This is a genomic window from Streptomyces sp. NPDC006655, from assembly GCF_040703965.1.
GTDB lineage: Bacteria > Actinomycetota > Actinomycetes > Streptomycetales > Streptomycetaceae > Streptomyces.
In genome coordinates, this window is the sequence record NZ_JBEYJU010000047.1 from 35,117 (window position 1) to 58,639 (window position 23,523).

Consider the following 23,523-nt stretch of genomic DNA (forward strand, 5'->3'; position numbering starts at 1 on the left):
ACCGCTGGGACGACGGGCACCACGACCGCTGGGACGACGGGCACCACGACCGCTGGGACGACGGGCACCACGACCGCTGGGACGACGGGCACCACGACCGCTGGGACGACGGGCACCACGACGGCCGGGACCACGGGTGCGACGACCGCCGGGACCACGGGTGCGACGACCGCCGGCACCACCGGTGGAAACGGCCATGGGTGCAAACCCGGAAAGCCCGGCGACTACGGCGACCAGGGTGGTACGGACTATGGCTACTCCTGTGATCCTGCCTAGCGCGATGGTCAGCGCGGCCCGGAGCGATTCCCGCGCGTCCTGGGGGTCTGCGACGGCGTAGCTGGATCACGCGCGTGCGGTCTCCGGCGGCGTGTGTGCTTGGGGACCACCGCCCACGTGCGTGAGTAGGACGGACGGCGTACGGCGCGAATCGTCACCGATTCCGCCGCACGCCACCGGCGAACCTCAGGAGAAACAAGTGAGAGAAGTCGGGCGGGACCGGCCGGACGGGGCCGTGCATGGTGGCGTCGCGGCACCGGATGCCGACGAGTCAGACCGGGCCGTCGCCGGGCGAGCCGCACAGAACGGGGGCGGCGGACCACTTGCCGTCGACGCACCGTCGAAGCCGCCCGTCGCCGTCAGGGCCGGGGTACGAGTCGCCGTGGTCCTGTGTCTGGCGATGACCTTGGTCCACGTGCTCTTGGTGTTCCTGGAGGTGGCACCACCGAATCCCGTTTCCCGGCAATACAGCCGGCAGGTCGACGCCTGGGTCTTCCCGCTGTTCGAGCAGAACTGGCGACTCTTCGCACCGGACCCGGAGTCGGTCAACCGGAGGATCTCGGCGCGGACCATGCACACCGCTGCGGATGGCGCCGTCCGGGTCAGCGGCTGGTTTGACCTGAGCGCCGTCGATACAGCCGCGGTGAGACACGACCCCTTCCCGAGCCATACCGCGCAGAACATGCTGCGCTGGGCCTGGACTTCCTACCTCGAGACGCACGGAGGCGACGATCGGCCGCACTCCCAGCGCGCTGTGATGATCCAGGAATACCTGTGCAACATTGCGGCGGAGCGCGTCGCCGCCCGGCATCACGGCGCGTTCGAGTCCATCCAGCTGCGAGTGGTCGGCCTGCCCGTCGCCGCGCCCGCAGCGGTGGGCCCCGAACCCGCCGCAGCAGCACAGAAGCCCGCGGACACCCGTTACCTGCCCTGGTGGAAGGTGGCCCCCCATGCAACAAGCTGAGCAGACACCGATCGCGGCAACCATGCCCTCGCGCCCCGGACACAGCACCGAGCGGGCGGGCGTACACGCGTCGCAGCACATGCCGGCCCGCATCCTCACGCTCCTCACCCTCCTGCTGAGGCGTCCCGTCGAAGACGGGAGCAAGGTCGTAGCGGCGCAGCTCGCGCATGATCGCTGCGGCAAGACCTGCCACTGATTCTCGGCCGGAGAGCTGTTGTACGGCCGTCCGATCAAGTCGTTCGGGTGTACATGCAGCTCCGAGGCGATCAGGTTGAGCAGGCCGACGCGATCCAGTTCGATGAGTCCGCGTTCCATCTTGGACACCCAACCCTGCGTCTTGCCCAGGGCGGCAGCGAGGTCGGCCTGAGTCATGCCGAGGCGGAGTCGGGCGCGGCGTACGCGGTTGCCGATCTCTTCGGCTTCTTCCAGCATCAGCGCGCCCCCCTGTAGGTGAGGCGCCGGCGGTCCAGCAGGCGGCGAGGCATCGTGCTCCATCCGTCGGGGCTTCTACCCTTGACGGTACCGAGACCGCGTGCTGCGTGTGGAGTGCTGCAGGTCAGGAAGTCCCCTTGGCTTGCCCCGGCCAGACGCACGGCTGCCCACTCAGGTCGGCCCTCCCGGTCGCCCGAATGGATTCTCGCTGACAGGCAGTGGTCATCACTAGTTCTTCGGTATTTCTCCGCGCCGAAGTAGCGCGCGACCAGCAGCCAATGTGGCGTGCACGGCTGGAGCGGTAATCGGGATGGAAGATTCACCGCGGCGCCTAACGATGCTGATGAAAGCACCCTCGACGCTCCCGTCCACGATAGCCCCGTGAACAAGGAACGGTTTGTGCTCCTCGGGCTGAGGCGGGATATGCAGGACCACCAGACTTCCACCGTCGGCGGGCACCAGTTCGATGTCTAGATAGTCTGGCGGTGGATAGAGGTGCTGCTCGATCGCCGTCTGGTAGCTGCGGAGCGTCCGACCGTTCACCGGCACAGGGCAAATGTCGCTGATGATTTCACCTCCGGGTACCTTCTTTCCGCGCATGCCGACTACGACGATCCCACCGTGCTCGGCGTTGGCGAATCGAGCTACCGCTTGCGCGATAGAAATTTTCCCCGAGGGTGACTGGAGATTGTAGTGGGCGCTCTTTACATCGAGCCAAGGGCCCTCCTCCTGCCCGATCAAGACTTGGGCATTGCCGGAACGAAGCAGATCGAGAGTTGTCTCGCGGGTGAGTTCTCCGCTCGCAAATGCTTGGAGCAGGGCCAGGGCACCTTCGCCGATGCGGAAGAGATCGGCCATGTCTCGCGCTCTTGGAGAGCAAGAAATCTCGACATCCCAAACGAGCGGGTGATAGTAGTTTGGGTTCATCTCTACATTCGTTACCGAAGCTCGGTGTCGTTTCAGGTAAGGAGTCAATAGAGTTGAAAAAGATTCGGCCGTGGCTTCTTCATCGTCGTACTCGTCAGTGGCAAAGGAGGCCGATATTGACAGCTGTCCGTCTGAAAACTTGATTGAGATGGGTTCGGCGATTGAATACTCGTCATCAACGCTGTCGTCATGGGTCACATTGACGGTAACCTCCTCGCCGTCCATGGCCCGTTTGAGAGCGGCCTTCAAATCGGACGGCTGCATTCCGATGAGGTCATTAACGTGGACTAGGAAATTGTCTACGTCGAATCCGTTTCGAGACTGGCCGTTAGCAAGAATAAGCTTATGAAGGTCTCGGTTAAACCGTACAGATTTCGCTGGCTCCACGGGCTGCCCCCTCCTACGCTCAACCTACGCAGCATTCCAGCCCGCTACGGTTTCCACAACGTTGATCACTTCAACACTCGTGGAAACGGAGCTGCCCAACGTCTGGGTGTCGATGCGGCCCTACCTGCGACCGTCGGCTGACTGTCGGCCACGTCCCGAGGAGAGGCGAGTGGACGGTGGCGATGTCGGGGCGGCCTCAAACTCAGAGCTGAGATGGAGGGGCGCGTGAGCCAGTGGACCCTGTGTGGACCAGACCTCCACGATCAGCTCCGCTGCCGGTACGCTGTACCCGCTCCGCCCCAGGTGGGCGGAAGCGAGGTGGGTTGCCCGAGCGGCCTAAGGGAACGGTCTTGAAAACCGTCGTGGCGCGAGTCACCGTGGGTTCAAATCCCACACCCACCGCGTGACGTGAACGGCCCCTGACCAGGCAAGACGGTCGGGGGCCGTTGGCGTATGCGCTCCCCCTCGGACACCGCTGTTCCCTCTGGTTCCCGCTCTGTCGGTCTCCACGGCGTGGCTGACGGTGATCCCGATGGCGGCCATGCGGTTCACGCGCGGACGGGGCGGGGTGGCGTTCGGATTGTCGGCGCGTTTCGGCAGCGCCGGATGCGGCTTCATCCGGCATTCGGTGAGCCGATGTGGGCAAGCAGCGAAGCGGTGCCGTCCTCTGCGGCGATCCCGCGGGCGAGTTCGGCCGCGAGGCGACGGTGGGACGGCTCGGACAGGCAGGCCGTGATCGCGTCGCCGAGGGCTTCGGCGGTGAGCTCCCGGAACGGCACAGGTCGCGGGGCAACTCCCAGCGCGTGGAGCCGAGACGCCCAGAACGGCTGGTCGGCCATGACGGGGACGGGCACTGCGGGTACGCCGGCCCGCAGTCCGGCCGCGGTGGTACCCGCCCCGGCATGGTGGACGACGGCGGCGGTGCGAGGGAACAGCCAGTCGTGCGGGACGTCGCCGATGGACAGGACGTCGGCGCCGCTGCCGTCCACATCGGCCCATCCCGCCTGTACCACCGCACGCACGCCCGCCTGCTTCACCGCCGCAGCCGCCAGCTCACTGAGCCGTTCCCCCTGCCCCGCGGCCATACTGCCGAATCCGATGAACACCGGGGGCGGACCGGCCTGGAGGAAGTCGACCAGTTCGGCCGGGGGTTGCCAGCCGTCCGGCCGCGCGGGCCACCAGTAACCCGCCACTTCGACCCACGACGGCCAGTCCTCAGGGCGCGGCACCACCAGCGGGCTGAAGCCGTGGAAGACCGGCCGAACGTCCACCGGTGCCGAGGGCGCGTCCGCGGGCAGGCCGAGGCGAGCGCGCAGGCGGGTCACAGCGCCCGCGAAGACCCCTTCCGCGCGCTTCAGCACATCCCGGCCGGCGGCGAGGTTGCCCTCTGGCCCCAGGTCATCGATGCCCCGCGCGTTGGGCAGCGGGAACTCTCCGGTGGCGAAGGACGGTGCGAGGTAGGTACCGATGACGGGGACGCCGAATGCGTCGCCGGCCGTCCGGCTGAGCGGTGCCGGGCCGAAAGCAGTGAGCAGGAGATCGGCTCCGCCCGCCACGGCCTCCGCCACCCCGTCGGCGAGCCCGTCCGCGTACGCCCTCGTCAGCGCCTGAGCCTCATCCCGCGACGCCGCCCGGGCCAGGTCCCGGATCAGCCCCTGCGGGTCTCCCTGCACCGGCCGGTAGCCGAGACCGCACCCGCCGACCAGTGCGGCGAGGGAGGGGTGAGCGGCCACGGTGACCTGATGGCCCACATCCGACAGACGCCGCCCCAGTCCCGTGAAAGGCGCGACGTCTCCGCGTGAACCGGCGGTGATGATCAGAATGCGCATGGAGCGATTCTCCTCGGCGCGTGCCGTCCGGCCACCGTCGCCGGCCACGGGGATCCCGCAGCCCACCTGTTACGACATCCCGTTCAGCCGCGTCCTGGCCGGAGCGAACCGACGCGACTCGCCGCTGCTCGCGCCGGCCCTGGACCTGCTGGACGTCCTCGGGTCGACGCCCGACGACATCACTGTGCGCCTCGGCGCCGGCTACGACCCGGACAGGACCCGCACCGAAGTCTCCGCCCGCAACCCGCACGGGTGTATCGCGCACAACGGAGGGAAGGCGCCGATCCAGGCCAGTCGGCGGTGCTGTGTCGAGCGCCGTCTGGCAGAACGGCTTCCGCCGCCTTGCCGGCTGCTACGAGCGCCGCACCACGTCATCAACGCCTTCTTCGACCTTGCAGACACACCACCGCCCATGAGCGCATACCTGTCTGCGCGGGCTGCTGACCGGCCCGTCCGCGCGCAGCACTGCGCAGTGAGCGCGAAGAGCGCATCCGCGCACCGGCCACTCTCGGGACTCGTGGGCGACCTCGGTTGAGGCCGTCATGTCGTCACAGCCGTCCATGGCCTGCGGCCGCTGAAAGGGGACGGTACATGTCCGGTCCGCGCGTCGATGGCGTTCAGCCTGTCTTCGTGGGTCGCGAGGAAGGCTATGCCGTTCCAGAGGACGGGCACGGTGCCGCCCTTGGGACCCAGGTATCGCTTCCAGCGGCGGGTGCCGGTGGCGAGGTCGACGGCGTACAGGTAGTTGATGTCACGGCCGGAGACAATCCAGCCCGAGGAGCCGCTGAGTGCGATGGCCGAGGCGCCGTCGCGGTTGGCCAACTGCCAGCGAATTTCGCCGGTGGCTGCGTCGACGGCGTAGGAGGCCGGACGGTCCCTGCGGGAGTGTGGCTTCGTGCTGAAGTACACGGTGTCGCCCAGGACCGAGACGCTGCTCCGGATGAGCCCCTCGTAGGCTCGGCTCCACAGGACCTCGCCGTCTTCCGCGGCATGCGCGAACAGCGTCGACTGGACGGCGGCGTAGACGACCCGGTCTCCGACGCACGGGCTGTTGGCCATGCCTACCCACCTGCTGTCGCACGGTACCCGCCACAGGCGGTCGCCCGTGGCGGCGTCGTACGCGGTGAGGTCGCCGAATTCGCTGGTGTGGAAGATCCTTCCGTCGGCGAGGGCCGGATGAGTCATGGCGCGGTCGAAGACGTCGTGCCTCCAGAGCAGTTCACCACTGGCGAGGTTCAGCGCGAACAACTTGGCAGGATTGGCACCGCGGTTGTACAACCAGGCGGAGTCCACCCCGTACACCACACCGTTGTCAGCCACGAGTTGTACCGGACCGTCGAAGCGGTGGCGCCAGCGCTCCTGGCCGTCCTCGGTACCGAGCGCGTACAGCCTCCCTATGGCGTCGGTGACACAGACGACGCCGTCGCTGACCACGGGTGGGTCGAAGTCCATCCGCTCTCCGATCGCGGTGCTCCAGCGCACGGTTCCCGTCAGAGCGGACAGTGCGTAGCAGACGCCGTCCTGGGAGCAGACGTACACCGTGCCGTCACAGACGCTCGGCGACTGGAGGCTCCTGTGTCTTCCGAGCCGGAACCGCCAGGGCCGGAAGTCCTGTGGCGCTGTCTCCTCGGGGTAGACCCCGTTCCGGGCTGGCCCGCCCTGCAGCATCGCGGTTGAACTCGTCATCAGTTCTTGTCTCCTGGCCATCACGTGTGGTCAGTTCTCGGGCGGTGGATCTGAGTGCGCGGCACAACTGCGCCGATGTTCTTCCAGCGATCTCCGCTCAGGCCGCCCTGCTGCCCCGGGAACGAACCAGGGTCAGAGGGTCAGGTGAACGGGCGAGATTGAACGCAAACCAACCTGCGGCCCTCATGACTCAGAGGGCATCGTGGCATGCACTGTCCGGCTCGCAGGGTGATTTTGGCCCGTTACCCGACGAACGCCGCTTCAGGCGACTACCAGCTTGGCTACCCTCCGCACCTGCTCTCCAAGATCTATGCCAGAGCCCGCAACTCGTGAACAAAGCCACTCCCAACTTGGGAAGCCAAGCAGCGCGGCAAGTTCCCGTAGATCGTTCGCGACCATGACTTGAGTGAGCCGTCCGGTGATGGTCACGAGTTCTGGCCAGAGAAGATGCCTGGAGATGCCCCACGTCGGTGTCGTGGGGCACCTCGGCCGCCGCGGCGTCGAGCGTGGCACCGATCTCTCTCATCAGGGCGACCTCTTCCTCACTTCGTAGGCTGACACCGGGGTACCGCTCCGGCTCGTCGGCGTCGCAGGAGTCGTCGAAGGGTGTGATCGCCGAGAGATCTTGAAACCGTCGTGCGCGAGTCACCGTGGGTTCAAATCCCACACCCACCGCGTGAGGGGAAGGCCTCTGACCAGGCAGTACGGGCAGGGTCCTTCTGCATGCGTGCAGTCGGCCGACGGGCTCCCTGTTCTCCAGTGTCCGCCGGACCCCCGAGGGGGGTGGCCGTCTGCTGGCGTGGGAAGGCGTCAGGCAGGGGGATCGGACGGCTGGCATCTGACCGACGGCGTCGACGACCTTCTCGCCCCGGCCGCGCTCTCTCTCCGGGTGGCGCACGGAGGGAAGGCGCTCTCTTCCGGGGCGCTCGGCGCGTTGTGGCCGAGGGCGTGACGGGGCGCCCCCAGCCGCATCAGGAGGCCGCTACGCCCGGTGTCCCGTCATCCGCGCGGCCGACGCGATCGTCGCGCGGGCCTCGCGTTCCGTGAGGCCCGTGTGGACCGCCGCGTCGATCAGCGGGGCCCGCAGGGCGCGGCCGATCCCGTTCTCGTAGGCGCGGCAGGCGGCCCAGAAGAGGCGGGTGTTGCGCTGGCCCTCGTGGGCGGCGAGGACGAACTGGACCAGGCCCTGGCCCCGGTTGCCGACCGAGGGGTGGGTCGCGGGGTGGGGTGCGCGCGGGGGTGGGAGGAGCAGGCGCAGGAGGGACGGCGGGCAGGGGGCCGGGACCAGGTGCGCGGTGCCGGGAGCGGTGGCGTAGACGCCGTGGTCGGTGCGGGAGCCGGGGCCGACCAGGTAGCCGCCGGCGCCCCGGATGTCGATACCGGGGGCCAGTCGGCCCGCCGAGTTGGGTATGACGGCGTCCGGTGGCCCGGTCAGCCAGACGTGCCGCCCGCCGCTCGGCGTGAGTACGACGACCGTCGGCGGGATGGTGAACAGGTGCCGCAGCGCCAGTTCGCGCAGGGCGCCGGTGGCGTCCGTGCCGGACTTGACGTCGAGGTCGACGCCGATGAGGCGGTGCGGGGGCAGTCCGCAGGCGATGCCGTAGCCGGTCGCCCAGGGTGCGGCGGCGAAGAGTTCGCGGATGCGGGCGGGGTCGGTGGTGGCGTCGTACACCCCGTGGCCGGGGCGGCCGCACTCGCCGTGGCAGGGCGGCGCCGGCGGTTCCGGGCCGTCGGGGAGGGGGCGGGTGCCGCGGTGGGTGGGCCCGGGCGGTGGGCCGGGGCGGACTTCGTCGGGTGCGGAACGGTGTGGTGAGCGCAGGGCCGGGAGCTTGGTCCGGGACAGCGGGATGACGGACAGGCCGCGCTCGGCGGCGGACAGGGCGTGTGCGAGGGCCAGCGTCGTGGCCTGCCGGTCGGTGGTGGCCATGACTCTATGTTCGTACGTGCGTTCGAAAAAGGAAAGGGGGATTCGCTGGGACACGCCGTGGCCGGCGGTGTCGTCCGGGAGGGGTGCCGGAACGGTTCTCCTCTTGGGGTGCTTGATGGGCCGGATGTCCGGATTGGTCATGAGTGTGCCGAGAGTCGACAAAAGATGGTGACAGGGGTTTATCGACTTGTCATCACGCTTGAGGGCGAATAGGGCTTTCTGGGCTGTTCGCCGGGGATTCGGTGGGCAAGTCTGATCTCGCGACGTCGATGACAACCCCCAAGTCGGTCGGCCAACTGCCTTGGAAAGAGCCTTACTTGACGTACTTCCGGCATCGCCGGGCACTGAGAGGAAACAACATGGCAAGCATCCGTACCGCCCGCGTCCTCGCCACCGTCTCCGCCCTCCCGCTCGCCGCGGCGCTCTTCGCCGGTGTGGCGGCGGCGGACACCGGGGCGGTCGCGGACAACGGATCGAGCGCCAACGCCGGTGTGGCGGGCGTCGTCGGCAGCGGGGTCGGCCACGACAACAACGGCAACTCCTCCACCACGCAGCAGAACGCCGTGGGCAACGGCGCCTCGAACCAGAGCAACACCGCTCAGGTCAACGGCTCCGCCTGGACGGCCCTCCAGCAGGGCAACGACAACGTCGCCGTGCACTTCACCCGGCTGTGGTAAGCCCCGCCTGACCCTGGGGTGGGGGGTTCGTGGGGGGATGGCAACGCGCCTGCGTGGCGGTGCTTCGGCGCCGCCGCGCAGGCGTTCTCCGGCTTCCCGGACCCTGCCGCTTTCCTCCGCGGCCCGCCGCCGCCCCACTCGTTCACCTTGACAGTGGACTGTATCTGACGGACAGTCAGAAACCATGCATCTGGCCCCCACCGAACGCCAGCAGCGGCTGCGCGCCGAACTGTGCGCGTACTTCCGGTCCGTGATCCCGTCCCCCGCCCCGGAGGGGCCTGGGGAACGCCGTGCCCTGCTGCGCCGCATCGGCGCGGACGGCCTGCTCGGCCTCGGCTGGCCCGTCGAGTACGGCGGTCAAGGCCGCGGCGCCGAGGAGCAGTTCGTGTTCTTCGACGAGGCGTACCGGGCCGGTGCCCCCGTCTCCATGGTCACGCTGAACACCGTCGGGCCGACGCTGATGAAGTACGGCAGCGCGGAGCAGAAGGCCCGCTTCCTGCCCGGCATCCTCCGCGGCGACCTGGTCTTCGCCATCGGCTACAGCGAGCCCTCCGCCGGCACCGACCTGGCCTCGCTGCGCACCCGGGCGGTGCGGGACGGCGACGGCTGGCTGATCGACGGGCAGAAGATCTTCACCTCGGGTGCCCAGCACGCCGACTGGATCTGGCTGGCCTGCCGCACCGACCCCGAGGCGCCCAAGCACCGCGGCATCTCGATCCTCCTGGTCCCCACGGACGCGCCCGGGTTCTCCTGGACGCCGATCGAGACGGTGGGCGGTCAGGTCACCACGGCCACGTACTACGACGGTGTCCGCGTCCCCGCGGGGAACCTGGTCGGTGCCGAGCACGACGGCTGGTCGCTGATCACGAACCAGCTCAACCACGAGCGGGTCGCCCTCGCCGCCACCGCCATGCAGGCCGAGGACCACTACGCGGCCGCGCTCGCCGCCGCCCGCACCCCCGATCCGGTGACGGGCCGGCGCCGTGTTGACGAGCCCTGGATTCGTTTTCGGCTGGCCGAAGCACATGCCAGGCTCGCGGCGAATCGCCTGCTCAGCTGGCGTTTGGTGGCGGACGCGGGGGCGGGCCGGGTGGCCCCCGCGGAGGCCAGTGGAGTGAAGTTCGCGGGAACGGAATCGGCAGTCGCGACGTATCGCATGTGTCAGGAGATCGTCGGCGAGACGGCATGGGTCCGGTCCGGTTCGCCGGGTGCGTTCGAGGACGGCGAGCTGGAGCGGCTCAACAGGGCGGCGCAGATCAACACGTTCGGGGGCGGGGTGAGCGAGGTGCAGCGGGAGATCGTCGCGACGATGCGGCTCGGGATGAGGAGGGGCGGCCGTGACCGACGGGAGCGATGAGCTGACGGCACGGCTGAGGGGGTACGAGGGGCACCCGGCCGCCGTCTCCGGCGTGGGCCGGGATCCGGTCAACCTGCCGATGATCCGGCACTGGTGCGAGGCGATGGGCGACACGAACCCGGCGTACCGGGGTCCGGCGGCCGTCGCCCCGCCCACCATGCTCCAGGCATGGACGATGGGCGGTCTGTCCGGGCACGTGGGACGCACCGGCGCGTATGACGAACTGATGGCGCTGCTCGACGGGGCCGGCTGCACCTCGGTGGTCGCCACCGACTGCGAGCAGGAGTATCTGAGGCCGCTGCGGCCGGGGGACGAGATCGTCTTCGACATGGTGATCGAGTCGGTGTCCGGGCGGAAGACGACCAAGCTGGGCACGGGTCACTTCGTCACGACCCGTACGGACGTCCGGGTGGGCGACGACCTCGTCGGCACCCACCGCTTCCGCATCCTCAAGTACGCCCCGCGCGCCAGGCCGAGCGCCGACCGGCCCCGGCGTCCCCGCCCGGTGGTCAACCGGGACAACGCCGGTTTCTGGGAGGGGGTGGCGGAGGGGCGCCTGCTCATCCAGCGCTGCACCGGCTGCGGCACGCTGCGCCACCCCTGGCTGCCGGGGTGCAACGCCTGCGGCTCCCTCGACTGGGACACCGTCGAGTCGTCCGGACAGGGCACGGTCTACTCGTACGTCGTGATGCACCACCCGCCCTTCCCGGCTTTCGACCCTCCCTACGCCGTGGGCCTGATCGAACTGGCCGAGGGGGTGCGGATGGTGAGCAACGTGGTCGGGGTGCCGTACGACAAGGTGCGGATCGGGCTGCCGGTACGGGTGGAGTACCGCCGCCACGAGGACGGGGGTGGGGACGGGGACGAGGCGTTGACGCTGCCCGTCTTCCGGGTCGTCGAGGGTCTCGAAGGGCAGGTCTGACATGGACTTCACGCCGACCGAACCCCAGGCCGAGGCCCGCGAGCTGGCCGCCAGGATCTTCGCCGACCTCGCCCCCCATGAACGGCTGCGGGCCGCCGGCACCGGCAGTGACCCGGAGCTGTGGAAGGCCCTCACCGCGGCCGGGCTGGTGGCCGCGGTGGCGGAGCTGGGCCTCCTCGGACTGGTACTCCTCCTCGAGGAGCAGGGCCGCACCACCGCCCAGGTGCCGTACGCGGCGAGCTGTGTGTACGGGCAGCTGGCGATCGCCGCGCACGGTACGGCCGAACAGCGGGAGCGGCTGCTGCCCGGGATCGGCGACGGGACGCTGGTGGTGACCGGCGCGTTCCCGGCGCAGCCGACGGTACGACCGTCCGCGCCCGCGCGATCCGCCGTACGGCACGTGGGGCGCCCGGGGCTGAGCGGTACCGTCCCCGTCGTCCCGTGGCTGCGTGACGCCACGCATGTCCTGGTCGCCGACGCCGAGCGGCGGCTGTGGCTGGTGGCGCTCGGAGAGGGCACCGGCGTCGAGGAGACCGAGCTGACCGCCCCCTGGGCGGCCGGACGCCTCACGCTCCACGACGCACCCGCCGAACCCCTCGGCCCCCACCATCCCCGACCGGGCCCCGACCCCGACCCCAACTCCACCCCCAACCCCTACGCCGACGTCCCCACCCCCACCCCCACCCCCACCTCCCTTTCCACCCCCACCCTCACCCCCACCCCTTACGCCGACGTCCTCGCCACCGCCCGCACCGCCTTCGCCGGACTCCAGGCCGGGGTCTGTGCGGGCTCCCTCGTCCGGGCGGTCGAGCACACCAACTCCCGCGAGCAGTTCGGGCGCCCGCTCGCCACCCGGCAGGCCGTCCAGCTGAGGGCCGCGGACGCCCACATGGACATCGAGGCGATACGCGTGACGGCGTACGAGGCGGCCTGGCGCAGGGACGAGGGGCTGCCGTACGCGACGCACGCGCTGACCGCCGCCTGGTGGGCGTCCGAGGCGGGGCAGCGGGTGGTGCACACGGGTCAGCATCTGCACGGCGGTGCGGGCGCCGACGTGGAGCATCCGGTGCACCGGCACTTCCTGTGGGGGCGCCAGCTGGACGCGTATCTGGGCAGCGGGGGCGAAGTGCTCCAGGAACTGGGGGAGGCGATCGCGAGTGCGGGTTGAGACGAAATGGTCGGCGGTGGGCACCGAGCTGCCGCCGCTGGAGGTACCGATCACGCGAACGCTGATCGTGGCGGGGGCGATCGCGTCCCGTGACTACCAGGACGTGCACCACGACCCCGAACTGGCCCGCCAGAAGGGCTCGCCGGACATCTTCATGAACATCCTGACGACGAACGGCCTGGTCGGCCGGTACGTCACCGACTGCTTCGGCCCGACCTCGGAGCTGCGCAAGGTCGCGATCCGGCTCGGGGCGCCCAACTACCCGGGGGACACGATGGTGCTGACCGGCCGCATCGAGGAGCTGGACGGCGAGGCGGGCACGGCGACGGTCCGGGTGGTCGGCGCCAACGGCATCGGCAACCACGTGACCGGCACGGTGACCGTCGCCTTCACCGAGGCCACGGTGACCGTCACCCTCACCGACGGAGCGGACTCGTGAGCGTGCGGGGCCGGGACTCGCTGGGCGGGCGGGCGGCGATCGTGGGGATCGGGGCCACGGAGTTCTCCAAGGACTCGGGGCGCAGCGAGCTGCGGCTGGCGGCGGAGGCGGTGCGGGCCGCGCTGGACGACGCCGGGCTGACCCCGGCGGACGTGGACGGGATGGTGACGTTCACGATGGACACCAGCCCGGAGATCACCGTGGCCCAGGCGTGCGGGATCGGTGAGCTGTCCTTCTTCTCCCGGGTCCACTACGGCGGCGGCGCGGCGTGCGCCACGGTCCAGCAGGCGGCGTTGGCCGTCGCGGCCGGGGTCGCCGAGGTGGTGGTCTGCTACCGCGCCTTCAACGAGAGGTCGGGCCGCCGCTTCGGCTCGGGGGTGCAGCACCGGGAGCCGTCGGCGGAGGGGGCGGCGCTGGGCTGGTCGCTGCCGTTCGGACTGCTCACCCCGGCGTCCTGGGTGGCGATGGCGGCGCAGCGCTACCTGCACACGTACGGACTGACCCCGGAGGTGTTCGGGCACGTGGCCGTGCTGGACCGCCGATACGCGGCGACCAACCCGGCCGCCTACTTCCACGGCCGTCCCCTCACGCTCGCCGAGCACGCCGCCTCGCGCTGGATCGTCGAGCCGTTGCGGCTGCTGGACTGCTGCCAGGAGACGGACGGCGGCCAGGCCCTCGTCGTCACCTCGGTGGAGCGGGCGCGCGACCTGCCGCAGCGGCCGGCCGTGGTCGCGGCGGCCGCGCAGGGGGCGGGCCGGGCCCAGGAGCAGATGACCAGTTTCTACCGGGACGACCTGACCGGGCTGCCGGAGATGGGCGTGGTGGCCCGGCAGCTGTGGCGCACCTCGGGGCTCGCCCCGGCCGACATCGACGTGGGCATCCTGTACGACCACTTCACGCCGTTCGTGCTGATGCAGCTGGAGGAGTTCGGGTTCTGCGGACGGGGGGAGGGGGCGGACTTCGTGGCCGGGGAGCGGCTGCCGCTGAACACCCACGGGGGCCAGCTCGGGGAGGCGTACCTGCACGGGATGAACGGGGTGGCCGAGGGGGTGCGCCAGCTGCGCGGCACGGCCGCGAACCCGATACCGAGGGCGGACCGGGTCCTGGTCACGGCCGGTACGGGGGTGCCGACGTCCGGACTGGTGCTGACCTCGGACGGGTGAGCCCGGCGGCCCCGGCCGCGGTGCGCCCGCAGGGGTGAACCCGCAGGAGGCCGCGCCCGTACTCCACCTTCAGGAGGTGGAGGCAGCCCCACCCCTACAACCTGAGGGGGAGTCGTCTTCGGGACCTGCGGCCGATACGCCGGAGTACCGCTCACTCATAGCGTGGAGCCATGACCACACCCGTCTGCACCAGCGCTTCGGACGCCGCCGTCTCGGCGAGGCGGACCGGCCCGTACCAGCGGGCGTATCCGTCGTTCGCGTCGTACGTCAGAGCCCGCCAGCCGGTTCTGCTGCGCACCGCCCGGTCGTTGACCGGGAACCCGAGCGACGCCGAGGACCTCCTCCAGACCGCCCTCGCCAAGACGTACGTGGCCTGGGAGCGGATCGAGGACCACCGGGCGCTCGACGGCTATGTGCGCAGGGCCCTGCTGAACACCCGGACCTCGCAGTGGCGCAAGCGCCGGGTGGACGAGTTCGTGTGCGAGGAGCTGCCCGAGCCGGAGCCGGTGCCCGGGGAGGACGACCCGGCCGAGCGGCAGGCGCTGCACGACGCCATGTGGCGGGCGATCATGAAGCTGCCCGCGCGGCAGCGGGCGATGGTGGTGCTGCGGTACTACGAGGACCTGAGCGAGGTGCAGACGGCCGAGGTGCTCGGGGTGTCGGTGGGTACGGTCAAGTCGGCGGTGTCGCGTGCGCTCGGCAAGCTGCGCGAGGACCCGGAGCTGGTCCTGGCCCGGTAACCGGCCGCCGACGGCCTGATCGGCCGGGCTTTGTTGCCCTTCTCCTAGTGACATACCGAGTGGTATGTGCGCAGAATCAGCGCAGCCCCTTTACCACCGAGTAGGCAATGTCGCCCCCGGGAGGACGCCGTGCTGAGCACCATGCAGGACGTACCGCTGCTGATCTCCAGGATCCTGACCCACGGGTCGACGATCCACGGTGCGTCACAGGTGACCACCTGGACGGGGGCGGCCGAACCGCAGCGCCGCAGCTTCGCCGAGATCGGCGCCCGCGCCGCCCAGCTGGCCCACGCCCTCCACGACGACCTGGGTGTCCGGGACGACGACCGGGTCGCCACCCTCATGTGGAACAACGCCGAACACACCGAGGCGTACTTCGCCATCCCGTCCCTGGGCGCGGTCCTGCACACGCTCAACCTGCGGCTGCCCGCCGAGCAGCTGGTCTGGATCGTCAACCACGCCGCCGACCGGGTCGTCCTCGTGAACGGCTCGCTCATCCCGATGCTCGCCCCGCTGCTGTCCAAGCTGCCGACGGTCCGGCACATCGTGGTGTCCGGCCCGGGCGACCGCTCCCCGCTGGCGGACGCCACCGCGGCCGTACACGAGTACGAGGAGCTGATCGCGGGGAAGCCGACCACGTACGACTGGCCGGAGCTGGACGAACGCCGGGCCGCCGCCATGTGCTACACCTCGGGCACCACCGGTGACCCCAAGGGCGTGGTGTACAGCCACCGTTCGATCTACCTGCACTCCATGCAGGTCAACATGGCCCAGTCGATGGGCCTGACCGACCAGGACACCTCGCTGGTGGTCGTACCGCAGTTCCACGTCAACGCCTGGGGTCTGCCGCACGCCACCTTCATGACCGGCGTCAACCTGCTCATGCCGGACCGTTTCCTGCAGCCGGCCCCGCTCGCCGAGATGATCGAGAAGGAGCGTCCGTCGCACGCGGCCGCCGTCCCCACCATCTGGCAGGGCCTGCTCGGCGAACTCACCGCCCACCCGCGTGACGTCTCCTTCCTCACCCAGGTCACCATCGGCGGCGCGGCCTGTCCGCCGTCCCTGATGGCCGCCTTCGACAAGCTGGGCATGCGGGTCTGCCACGCCTGGGGCATGACGGAGACCTCCCCGCTCGGCACGATCGCCCGCCCGCCGGCGCATGTGGTGGGCACCGAGGAGGAGTTCGCGTACCGCCTCACCCAGGGCCGTTTCCCGGCCGGGGTCGAGGCACGGATCAGCGGCCCCGGCGGCGAACGCCTGCCCTGGGACGGCGAGTCGGCGGGTGAGCTGGAGGTGCGCGGCCCCTGGGTCGCGGGCGCCTACTACAACGGCCCCGACGGCGAACCGCTGCGCCCCGCCGACAAGTTCAGCGAGGACGGCTGGCTGAAGACCGGTGACGTCGGCACCATCTCCCCCGACGGCTTCCTCACCCTCACCGACCGCGCCAAGGACGTCATCAAGTCCGGTGGCGAGTGGATCTCCTCGGTCGAGCTGGAGAACGCGCTGATGTCCCACCCGGACGTCACCGAGGCGGCCGTGGTCGCCGTCCCCGACGACAAGTGGGGCGAGCGCCCGCTCGCCACGGTCGTCCTGCGGGAGGGCTCCGCCGCGACCTTCGAGACCCTGCGCACCTTCCTCGCCGAGGAGGGGAAGATCGCCAAGTGGCAGCTGCCGGAGCGGTGGACCGTGATCGAGGCGGTGCCGAAGACGAGCGTGGGCAAGTTCGACAAGAAGGTGCTGCGCAGGCGGTACGCCGAGGGGGACCTGGACGTCACCAGCCTCTGAGCGCCCCGCGCCGAAGCGCCCCGTCAGGGGCGCGGGGCGGCAGCCGATGTGCGGCTGCCGCCGCGTGGGCGCGACCAGCCACGGACAACCGTGAGCCGAAGGTCGGCAGTTCCCCGACGGCGCTTCCTCAGTTCGTACCGATCCGGGCCAGCAGGTCCACGATCCGGCTCTGCACCTCGGTGCTCGTCGACCGCTCCGCCAGGAACAGCACCGTCTCGCCCGACGCCAGCCGCGGCAGGTCCGCCTGGTCGACCGCGGCCGTGTAGACCACCAGCGGCGTCCGGTTCAGCTGCCCGTTCGCACGCAGCCAGTCGATGATCCCGGCCTGGCGGCGGTGTACCTGCATCAGGTCCATCACCACCAGGTTCGGCCGCAGCTGTCCCGCCAGCGTCACCGCGTCCGCGTCGCTCGCCGCCCGCGCCACCTGCATGCCGCGCCGCTCCAGCGTCGACGTCAGCGCGAGCGCGATCTCCGCGTGCTCCTCGATCAGCAGCACCCGCGGCGGATGCTGCTCGCTGTCCCGCGGTGCGAGCGCCTTCAGCAGTACGGCGGGATCGGCACCGTACGCGGCCTCGCGCGTCGCCTGTCCCAGCCCGGCCGTGACCAGCACCGGCACCTCGGCGGCCACCGCCGCCTGCCGCAGCGACTGCAACGCGGTGCGCGTGATCGGCCCGGTCAGCGGGTCCACGAACAGCGCCGCCGGGAACGCGGCGATCTGCGCGTCGACCTCGTCCCGGGAGTTCACGATCACCGGCCGGTAGCCGCGGTCGCTCAGCGCCTGCTGGGTGGTGACGTCCGGCGCCGGCCAGACCAGCAGCCGACGCGGGTTGTCCAGCGGCTCCGGGGGCAGTTCGTCGTCCAGTGGCTGCGGACGCGGCGGGTCCGCGACCTCGACCGCGCCACCGGGGCCGTCCAGCGGTTCGGGACCCTCGGCCGCGTTCACGTCGGGCGCGCCTATGGCGTACGACCGGCCGGCGCCGTCGGTGGCACCCACCAGCCGGGACTGCCCGGCCGGCGACGGCTGCGACAACGGCTGGGCAGGCACCGGCTGGGCGGTCACCGGCGGGGCGGTCACCGGCTGTTCGGCCGGTGGATGCGGGCGCGCCGACTGCTCGGGCCGCGACTGCTCGGCCCCGGGGGCGGCGTCCGGACGCGTGCCCAGCTTGCGGCGCCGTCCGTTGCCGCCGGCCTGGTGCGGCGGCGGGGTGGCCGTCGGCTGCTGCACCTGCGCGGCCTGGCGGGAGAACGGCACACCCTGCCCCAGCGTCCGCACGCTGAACGCCCGGCCCTGTGTGGAGTCCGGGTCCACCGGCACGGCCGTCGCCGCCGCCTCGGCGGGCAACGGCTGCGCGGCGCGCGCCGGTTGCGGGGCGGCGGGCACGTCGTCGGCGCCCGGCCACTGCTGCGGTACGGAAGCGGGCGCGGCCTCCGCCGGAAGCGGCTGGGCGGGGATCGGGGTGTCCTGGACAGCCGGGGCGGGCTGCGCGGGCGGTACGGGCTGCCGGCCGGGCTGTGCGGGGGCCGGCTGGGGTGGTACCGGCTGGCCCGGGACGACCGGCACGGCACTCTGCGGCTGGGCCTGCGCCTGCGCCGGCACCGGCTGGCCCGGGACCACCGGTACGGCACTCTGCGGCTGGGCCTGCGCCGGTACCGGGGCCGCGCCCGGCACCAGCGGAGGCACCGGAGGCACCGGCTGGCCGGGCTGACCTGCCTGCACCGGGGGCACCGGCTGGCCCGGCTGCTGCCCTGGCACCGCCTGGCCGACGGGCAGACCGGTCGGCCCGGCGGGCCCGGTCTGAACCGGAATGCCCTGTCCGGGCTGCCCGGTGGGAACGGGTTGTCCGGCGGGAATCTGCTGCGCGGGCGGTACGGGCTGCGCCCCGGCGGGAACCTGCTGTCCGGGCGCCACCGCCTGCGCGGGCACCGTCGGTACGGCCTGCAGTTCGGACACCCCGGAGGCCCCAGGCACCCCAGCCCCAGGCACTCCGGCCGCGCTCATCACCCCCGGCGCAACCGGCACCCCTGGCACACCCGGCACCCCTGGCGCACCCGGCACCCCTGGCGCACCCGGCACCCCTGGTGCACCCGGCACCCCTGGCGCACCCGGCACCCCCGGTACTTCCTGCACACCGGGCATGCCGACCCCGACCTCGGCCCCGGTCCCGGTCCCGCCCCCCGCCTCCATCGGCTGCCCCACGGCGCGGCGTCGGCGGCCGGTCGGTGCGCTGGTGGGGTGGGGCTGCGGCGGGGTGTGGTCCTCGTCCTGGTCGGGCGCCGCGGCGTCGTGCCGGCCCTCGTCGCCCGCCACCCCGGTCGGCTCGGGGGTGCGGTCGGCCTCGGCGGGCGGCAGTGCGAACACCGGCCGGGGGCCCGCCTGCTGGGCCTCCTGCTGCTCGGCCCGCTCCGCGGCCGCGGCCAGCGCCCGGCGCCGACGTCCGCTCGGCTGCTCCTCAGCGGTCTGACCGGCGGCCTGACCGGCAGGAGGCAGCGCCGGCGGCAGTGCCTGCGGTTCGTCGGAATCCCGCCGCCCGCGACGCCCGGACGCGGGCGCGGGCACACCCTGCGGCGGAACCGTGCCGCCGAGACCCGTACCGGAGGCCGCCGTACCGGCCCCCTGCTCGGCCGCCGTCACCACAGCACCCTCAGCGGCCACTCCGGCCACCCCGGCGTCCCCGTCGGCCGGACGCCCGCGTCGCCGTCCGGTCCCGCCGGACCCCGGTTCCGCGCTCTCCAGCGCGGCGGGCCCGTTCTCCTGCGCCATCGCCTCCGCGGCGCGCCTGCGCCGCCGTCCGGTCGGCACGCCCGGTGCCTCACCCTCCCTGGCCTCCGCGGCCTCGCCGGGGACGTCGCCGTCCAGGAAGGCGTCGACGGAGGACCGGCGGGCCCGCCGTCGGCCTGCGGCACCCGCCTCGTCGGCGGCGGGCAGCATGGCCACCTCGGCCCCGGGCGGCGGGGCGACGGCCCCGGCGCCCCCACCGATCGGCACCTCCAGCACGAACGCGCTGCCGCTCATGCCGGGCACCTCGTGGGTCTGGAGCACCCCGCCGTGCGCGCGCACGATCCCGCGCACGATCGGCTCGTGCACCGGGTCTCCCCCGGTGTACGGTCCGCGCACCTCGATCCGTACGACCTCGCCGCGCTGGGCGGCCGCGACGACGACGGTGTTGTCCATGTATCCGCCGGCCGAGACCGGCGAGTTGCCGGTCGCGTCGACGCCGGCCACGTCCGCGATGAGATGCGCGAGCGCGACGGCCAGCCGCTGCGGGTCCACCTCGGCCTCGATGGGCGGCGCGTGCACGGCGAACTGCACCCGACCGGGGCCGATCAGCTCCACCGCCCCGTCCACACCGGCGGCGACGACGGCGTCCAGCATGACCTTCGTACGGGTGATGTCCTCGACCCCCGCGTCCAGCCGCTGGTAGCCGAGCACGTTGTCGATGAGCTGGGTGATCCGCGAGTAACCGGCCGAGAGGTGGTGGAGCACCTGGTTGGCCTCGGGCCACAGCTGCCCGGCGTCGTCGGCGGCGAGCGTGGCCAGTTCGCGGCGCAGCTCGTCGAGCGGTCCGCGCAGCGACTGCGCGAGCAGGGTCAGCAGCTGTTCGTGGCGGCCGTGCAGGGCCTCGTAGCGGTCCTTCTCGCGCTCACCGAGGGCCGCGTACCGCTCCTCGCCCGCCGCCACTTCCTCGGCGTGCCGCTCGCGCAGCTCCTCCACCTCGGTGACGTGCTTCTGGCGCAGCGCGGTCAGGTCGGAGGCGTGCTCCTCGGAGAGCTTCTCCAGCTCCTCGGCGTGCGCCTTCTCCAGGGCCGCCTTCTCGTCGACGACGGCGTCGTACGGCCGCCGGTCGGTGAAGGTCATCACGGCGCCGACGAGTTGGTCGCCGTCGCGCACCGGCGCGGTCGTCAGGTCGACCGGCACCCGCTTGTCGCCCTTGGCCCACAGCACCTGCCCGCGCACCCGGTGCTTGCGTCCGGAGCGCAGGGTGTCGGCGAGCGGCGACTCGGCGTACGGGAACGGCGAGCCGTCGGCGCGCGAGTGCAGCACGAGGTTGTGCAGCTCCTTGCCGCCGAGCTCACCGGCCCGGTACCCCAGTATCTGGGCGGCGGCCGGGTTGACGAGGACGATCCGCCCGTCCGTGTCCGTGCCCACGACGCCCTCGCTCGCGGCGCGCAGGATCATCTCGGTCTGCCGCTGCGAACGCGCCAGCTCGGCCTCGGTGTCGACGGTGCCGGTCAGGTCCCGTACGACGATCATCAGCAGTTCGTCGCCGCTGTAGCCGTAACCGTCGTACGCCTGCTGACCGTTCTCCAGGTTGGCGCTGGTGACCTCGACCGGGAACTCCGTGCCGTCGGTCCGGCGGGCCACCATCCGGGTCGGCTTGGTCCGGCCGCGCGGGTCCATGTGGTCGGGGCGCCGCATCGAGCCCGGGATGAGCCGCGAGTCGAACTCCGGGAGCAGGTCGAGCAGCCCGCGCCCGACCAGCGCCGTCCCCGGGGCCTCGAAGGCCTCCAGGGCGATGGTGTTCGCGTTGACGACGGTTCCGTTGGCGTTGACCAGCACCAACGCGTCCGGCAGCGCGTCCAGTATGGCTGCGAGGCGAGCAGCGCCTCGGGATGGCCTGCTGCTCACGAGACGCTTCCTCCCTGTTACCGCACCTTGCCGACCGCTCGGGCCATCTTGCCAACCGGCCCGCGACGTGTCACGCGAGGGAGTCTAAAGGCACCGGTTCCGGTCACGGCGCCGGATGAGAGGGAGGTCGCACGACGAAGTGACGGCGAACATGTGACCGACGCGCCTCACCTCCACCACACCTCCGCGAGACCTCTGCGGGGCCGGGTGCCGGGGCGGTGGATTCACGGCCCCAGGTCGGGCAGCAGCGGCACCATGTGGTTCCAGCGCCCGACCTCGCAGCCGTTGCCGCGGTCGTACGTCGCGTCGACCGGACGGCCGGCCCAGGTGCCGGTGACCCGGGCGGTGGCGGGGCCGCCGTAGATCATGGTGCAGGCGGTGCCCGGCGCGACCGGGGCGAAGGTGTCCCGGCCCCAGCGGGTGTTCCGGTCGAGCGCCTGGCACGCGCCGTCCACGTCCGGGTGACTGCCGGCGCCGGGGTGACAGAACAGCTCGTACGTCCCGTCCCGCCCGTCCCCGGCGTGCCGCACGGTGACGGTGAGATGGTCGGCCGGTACGGCGGCGGACGCGGGCGCGGGCAGCGCCGGGACGGATCCGAGGACGGCGGCGACGGCCCCGAGGGCGCCGCGCACGGTGAGGTGGGCCATGCCCTGCCCAACGCGCGGGCCGCCCGGACGTTGCGCGGCGACGTGGCGCGGCGCCCCGCCGACGAAAGGCCTTTGCCCTGCGCCCCGGCTGCCTAGTACCGTGGGAGCCGATTGGTGACAGCAGGCTCGACTGTGTCATCATCTGCACGCACCACTCGCGCTCACGCGGGCGGCTGTGCTGGAGGCGTCGCCTAGTCCGGTCTATGGCGCCGCACTGCTAATGCGGTTTGGGCCTTAAAGCCCATCGAGGGTTCAAATCCCTCCGCCTCCGCCACCTGATCACCGAAGCCCCGGTCCACCTGGACCGGGGCTTCGGTGCATCCAGGGCCCGTCAACCGCCGCTGACCATGTTTTCGCAGGTCACAAGGGGTGTGCCTAACGGATTTCACATGGCGGCGGCAGTCATGTAATGTTCTTCCTGTCGCCGAGAGCGGCCCGGAAGGGCCAGGATCAAAGACAGAAAACAGAACAACAAGCACTCGTAGCTTAACGGATAGAGCATCTGACTACGGATCAGAAGGTTGCAGGTTCGAATCCTGCCGAGTGCACACAGGTCAAAGGCCCCGGAGTGATCCGGGGCCTTTGACGTTTTATCGTGCCCCGCTCAGCATGGGGGCACAGGAGGCGACCGATGGCGGCGTGGGTTCGAGTCCGGCTGACGTCCAGCGGAGCCGACGGAGCGATCTACGTGTGGGCTGACGATGAAGGGCACACGGGCTGGTTGCTCTTCGCCCCAGCGGACGGCAGCTTCCGTCTCTGCGACAGCGCGGGCCGAGCGCCGGCGGACGCGATGATCCTCAACCTTGAGACACAAGATCTGAAGCACCGGGACGAGCAGTGCCGGCGTCCGTTCGTCCAAGCGGCCGTTGGCGTCTGGCGGGCGTACCAGCTGCACCGGAGCTTCCCCCAGGTAGCCGATCGCCACTTCTACTGAGGCTGGTCGGCGTGGCCGCCACGTGCCCGCCCTCGAAGGCGCTGCGTGATCGGCCTGGTCAGGATGAGGCCGGATCTCAAGCATGGGGACTGTGGTCGGCAGCACGTCGGGTACATGATGAGCAATGACTTCTTGGCTGAGTGCTCGGAGCACATGGTTGCTCGTACTGATCCTGTGGGCGGTCATGCTGACAGCTGCCCTGATAGGAATTGCGTTCGCCCGAGCCTTCCTCGGACAACCCCCTCTGAGGCCCTTCGCCGCTGACCTCCCGGTGACCGTGGGCGGCACTTTCTTCGTCGCCGTCGCCAGCGCCGGGCGGTTGCGTCGTAGACGACGGCAGCGGTCCGATGACGCGGAGCCGCCGGCCGTACGGCAGTGAAGGACAGCAACCACAGCAACCGACTACGCCCGGCAGCGTCCATCAGCGCCCTTCCGACAGCCTGTTTGACCGCTGATGACCGATCGACGCCAATTGGTCTGTGTCGACCGGGTCTTCGTCGTCGGTGACCACGGCGTTCGCGAGTTCGCCGTAGGACGTCACCGGCATCGCTCTCCTGGCGGATCCGGACGCGCCGGCGCGGATCGCGCGGCACATGGCCCGGGTACTCCCTGCTCGGCTCGCCGACAACGGCGCGG

General features: G+C 71.1%; 17 protein-coding genes, 3 tRNA genes and 2 pseudogenes. 14 read left to right on the forward strand and 8 right to left on the reverse strand.

Translation table 11 applies throughout. From position 1 onward, the window contains the following. On the forward strand, window positions 1-266 hold a 266-nt coding region (locus AB0958_RS25750), incomplete at its 5' end, for a hypothetical protein (protein ID WP_366892824.1). Window positions 267-475: 209 nt separating this feature from the next. Further along, a complete protein-coding gene (locus AB0958_RS25755) occupies window positions 476-1,240 on the forward strand; it encodes a DUF5819 family protein (protein WP_366892825.1) in 765 nt (254 codons plus the stop codon). Between the two features lie 115 nt (window positions 1,241-1,355). On the opposite strand, the pseudogene AB0958_RS25760 reads toward AB0958_RS25755, so the two are convergent. Then, window positions 1,356-1,672 (reverse strand): annotated as a pseudogene (locus AB0958_RS25760) (helix-turn-helix transcriptional regulator); the annotation flags it as partial. A 228-nt stretch (window positions 1,673-1,900) separates the two neighbouring features. After that, window positions 1,901-2,986 carry an ATP-binding protein gene (locus AB0958_RS25765; RefSeq protein WP_366892826.1) on the reverse strand — a complete coding sequence of 362 codons (1,086 nt, stop codon included), beginning with the start codon at window positions 2,984-2,986 and terminating at the stop codon, window positions 1,901-1,903. 317 nt (window positions 2,987-3,303) lie between these two features. Between AB0958_RS25765 and AB0958_RS25770 the strand changes: the two genes are divergently transcribed. Beyond that, window positions 3,304-3,388, forward strand: a tRNA-Ser gene (locus AB0958_RS25770). A gap of 212 nt (window positions 3,389-3,600) precedes the next feature. Here the strand turns inward: AB0958_RS25770 and AB0958_RS25775 are convergent. Then, complete coding sequence (locus AB0958_RS25775) at window positions 3,601-4,815, reverse strand: glycosyltransferase (RefSeq protein WP_366892827.1); 1,215 nt, start codon at window positions 4,813-4,815, stop codon at window positions 3,601-3,603. 70 nt (window positions 4,816-4,885) lie between these two features. On the opposite strand from AB0958_RS25775, the pseudogene AB0958_RS25780 reads away from it, so the two are divergent. Beyond that, window positions 4,886-5,215 (forward strand): annotated as a pseudogene (locus AB0958_RS25780) (IS5/IS1182 family transposase); the annotation flags it as partial. Window positions 5,216-5,355: 140 nt separating this feature from the next. On the opposite strand, the gene AB0958_RS25785 reads toward AB0958_RS25780, so the two are convergent. Both AB0958_RS25785 and AB0958_RS25790 read right to left on the reverse strand, forming a co-directional pair. After that, a complete protein-coding gene (locus AB0958_RS25785; protein WP_366892828.1) occupies window positions 5,356-6,501 on the reverse strand; it encodes a PQQ-binding-like beta-propeller repeat protein in 1,146 nt (381 codons plus the stop codon). 982 nt (window positions 6,502-7,483) lie between these two features. Further along, the gene (locus AB0958_RS25790) at window positions 7,484-8,428 is read right to left on the reverse strand and encodes a bifunctional DNA primase/polymerase (RefSeq protein WP_366892829.1); all 945 of its coding nucleotides are present in this window, start codon (window positions 8,426-8,428) and stop codon (window positions 7,484-7,486) included. Between the two features lie 359 nt (window positions 8,429-8,787). Between AB0958_RS25790 and AB0958_RS25795 the strand changes: the two genes are divergently transcribed. From AB0958_RS25795 to AB0958_RS25830, 8 genes are all read left to right on the forward strand, one after another. After that, complete coding sequence (locus AB0958_RS25795) at window positions 8,788-9,105, forward strand: hypothetical protein (protein ID WP_366892830.1); 318 nt, start codon at window positions 8,788-8,790, stop codon at window positions 9,103-9,105. A 184-nt stretch (window positions 9,106-9,289) separates the two neighbouring features. Then, complete coding sequence (locus AB0958_RS25800) at window positions 9,290-10,462, forward strand: acyl-CoA dehydrogenase family protein (protein ID WP_366892831.1); 1,173 nt, start codon at window positions 9,290-9,292, stop codon at window positions 10,460-10,462. After that, complete coding sequence (locus AB0958_RS25805) at window positions 10,443-11,384, forward strand: bifunctional MaoC family dehydratase N-terminal/OB-fold nucleic acid binding domain-containing protein (RefSeq protein WP_366892832.1); 942 nt, start codon at window positions 10,443-10,445, stop codon at window positions 11,382-11,384. Before AB0958_RS25800 ends, AB0958_RS25805 begins: the two co-directional genes overlap by 20 nt. A gap of 1 nt (window position 11,385) precedes the next feature. Continuing rightward, window positions 11,386-12,552: an acyl-CoA dehydrogenase family protein gene (locus AB0958_RS25810; RefSeq protein ID WP_366892833.1), complete on the forward strand. Its 1,167-nt coding sequence runs from the start codon at window positions 11,386-11,388 to the stop codon at window positions 12,550-12,552. Continuing rightward, entirely contained in the window at window positions 12,542-12,991 is a 450-nt protein-coding gene (locus AB0958_RS25815) for a MaoC family dehydratase (protein ID WP_366892834.1), read from the forward strand. The genes AB0958_RS25810 and AB0958_RS25815 overlap by 11 nt, the downstream gene beginning before the upstream one ends. Then, window positions 12,988-14,154: a lipid-transfer protein gene (locus AB0958_RS25820; RefSeq protein ID WP_366892835.1), complete on the forward strand. Its 1,167-nt coding sequence runs from the start codon at window positions 12,988-12,990 to the stop codon at window positions 14,152-14,154. Before AB0958_RS25815 ends, AB0958_RS25820 begins: the two co-directional genes overlap by 4 nt. Window positions 14,155-14,324: 170 nt before the next feature. Continuing rightward, on the forward strand, window positions 14,325-14,894 hold the full coding sequence (locus AB0958_RS25825) for a SigE family RNA polymerase sigma factor (RefSeq protein WP_366892836.1): 570 nt from the start codon (window positions 14,325-14,327) through the stop codon (window positions 14,892-14,894). Between the two features lie 129 nt (window positions 14,895-15,023). Next, window positions 15,024-16,679, forward strand: a complete 1,656-nt coding sequence (locus tag AB0958_RS25830; protein ID WP_366892837.1) for a long-chain fatty acid--CoA ligase — start codon at window positions 15,024-15,026, stop codon at window positions 16,677-16,679. A 127-nt stretch (window positions 16,680-16,806) separates the two neighbouring features. Here AB0958_RS25830 and AB0958_RS25835 read toward each other — a convergent pair whose 3' ends face one another. Both AB0958_RS25835 and AB0958_RS25840 read right to left on the reverse strand, forming a co-directional pair. Then, on the reverse strand, window positions 16,807-21,306 hold the full coding sequence (locus AB0958_RS25835) for a PAS domain-containing protein (protein WP_366892838.1): 4,500 nt from the start codon (window positions 21,304-21,306) through the stop codon (window positions 16,807-16,809). A gap of 224 nt (window positions 21,307-21,530) precedes the next feature. After that, a complete protein-coding gene (locus AB0958_RS25840) occupies window positions 21,531-21,953 on the reverse strand; it encodes an SSI family serine proteinase inhibitor (protein ID WP_366892839.1) in 423 nt (140 codons plus the stop codon). Between the two features lie 180 nt (window positions 21,954-22,133). On the opposite strand from AB0958_RS25840, the gene AB0958_RS25845 reads away from it, so the two are divergent. Together AB0958_RS25845 and AB0958_RS25850 are read left to right on the forward strand one after the other, a co-directional pair. After that, window positions 22,134-22,227: transfer RNA gene (locus AB0958_RS25845), tRNA-Ser, on the forward strand. Between the two features lie 201 nt (window positions 22,228-22,428). Beyond that, window positions 22,429-22,501: transfer RNA gene (locus AB0958_RS25850), tRNA-Arg, on the forward strand. Between the two features lie 807 nt (window positions 22,502-23,308). On the opposite strand, the gene AB0958_RS25855 is transcribed toward AB0958_RS25850, so the two are convergent. Beyond that, window positions 23,309-23,482 carry a hypothetical protein gene (locus AB0958_RS25855; RefSeq protein ID WP_366892840.1) on the reverse strand — a complete coding sequence of 58 codons (174 nt, stop codon included), beginning with the start codon at window positions 23,480-23,482 and terminating at the stop codon, window positions 23,309-23,311. Between the last annotated feature and the right edge of the window lie 41 nt (window positions 23,483-23,523).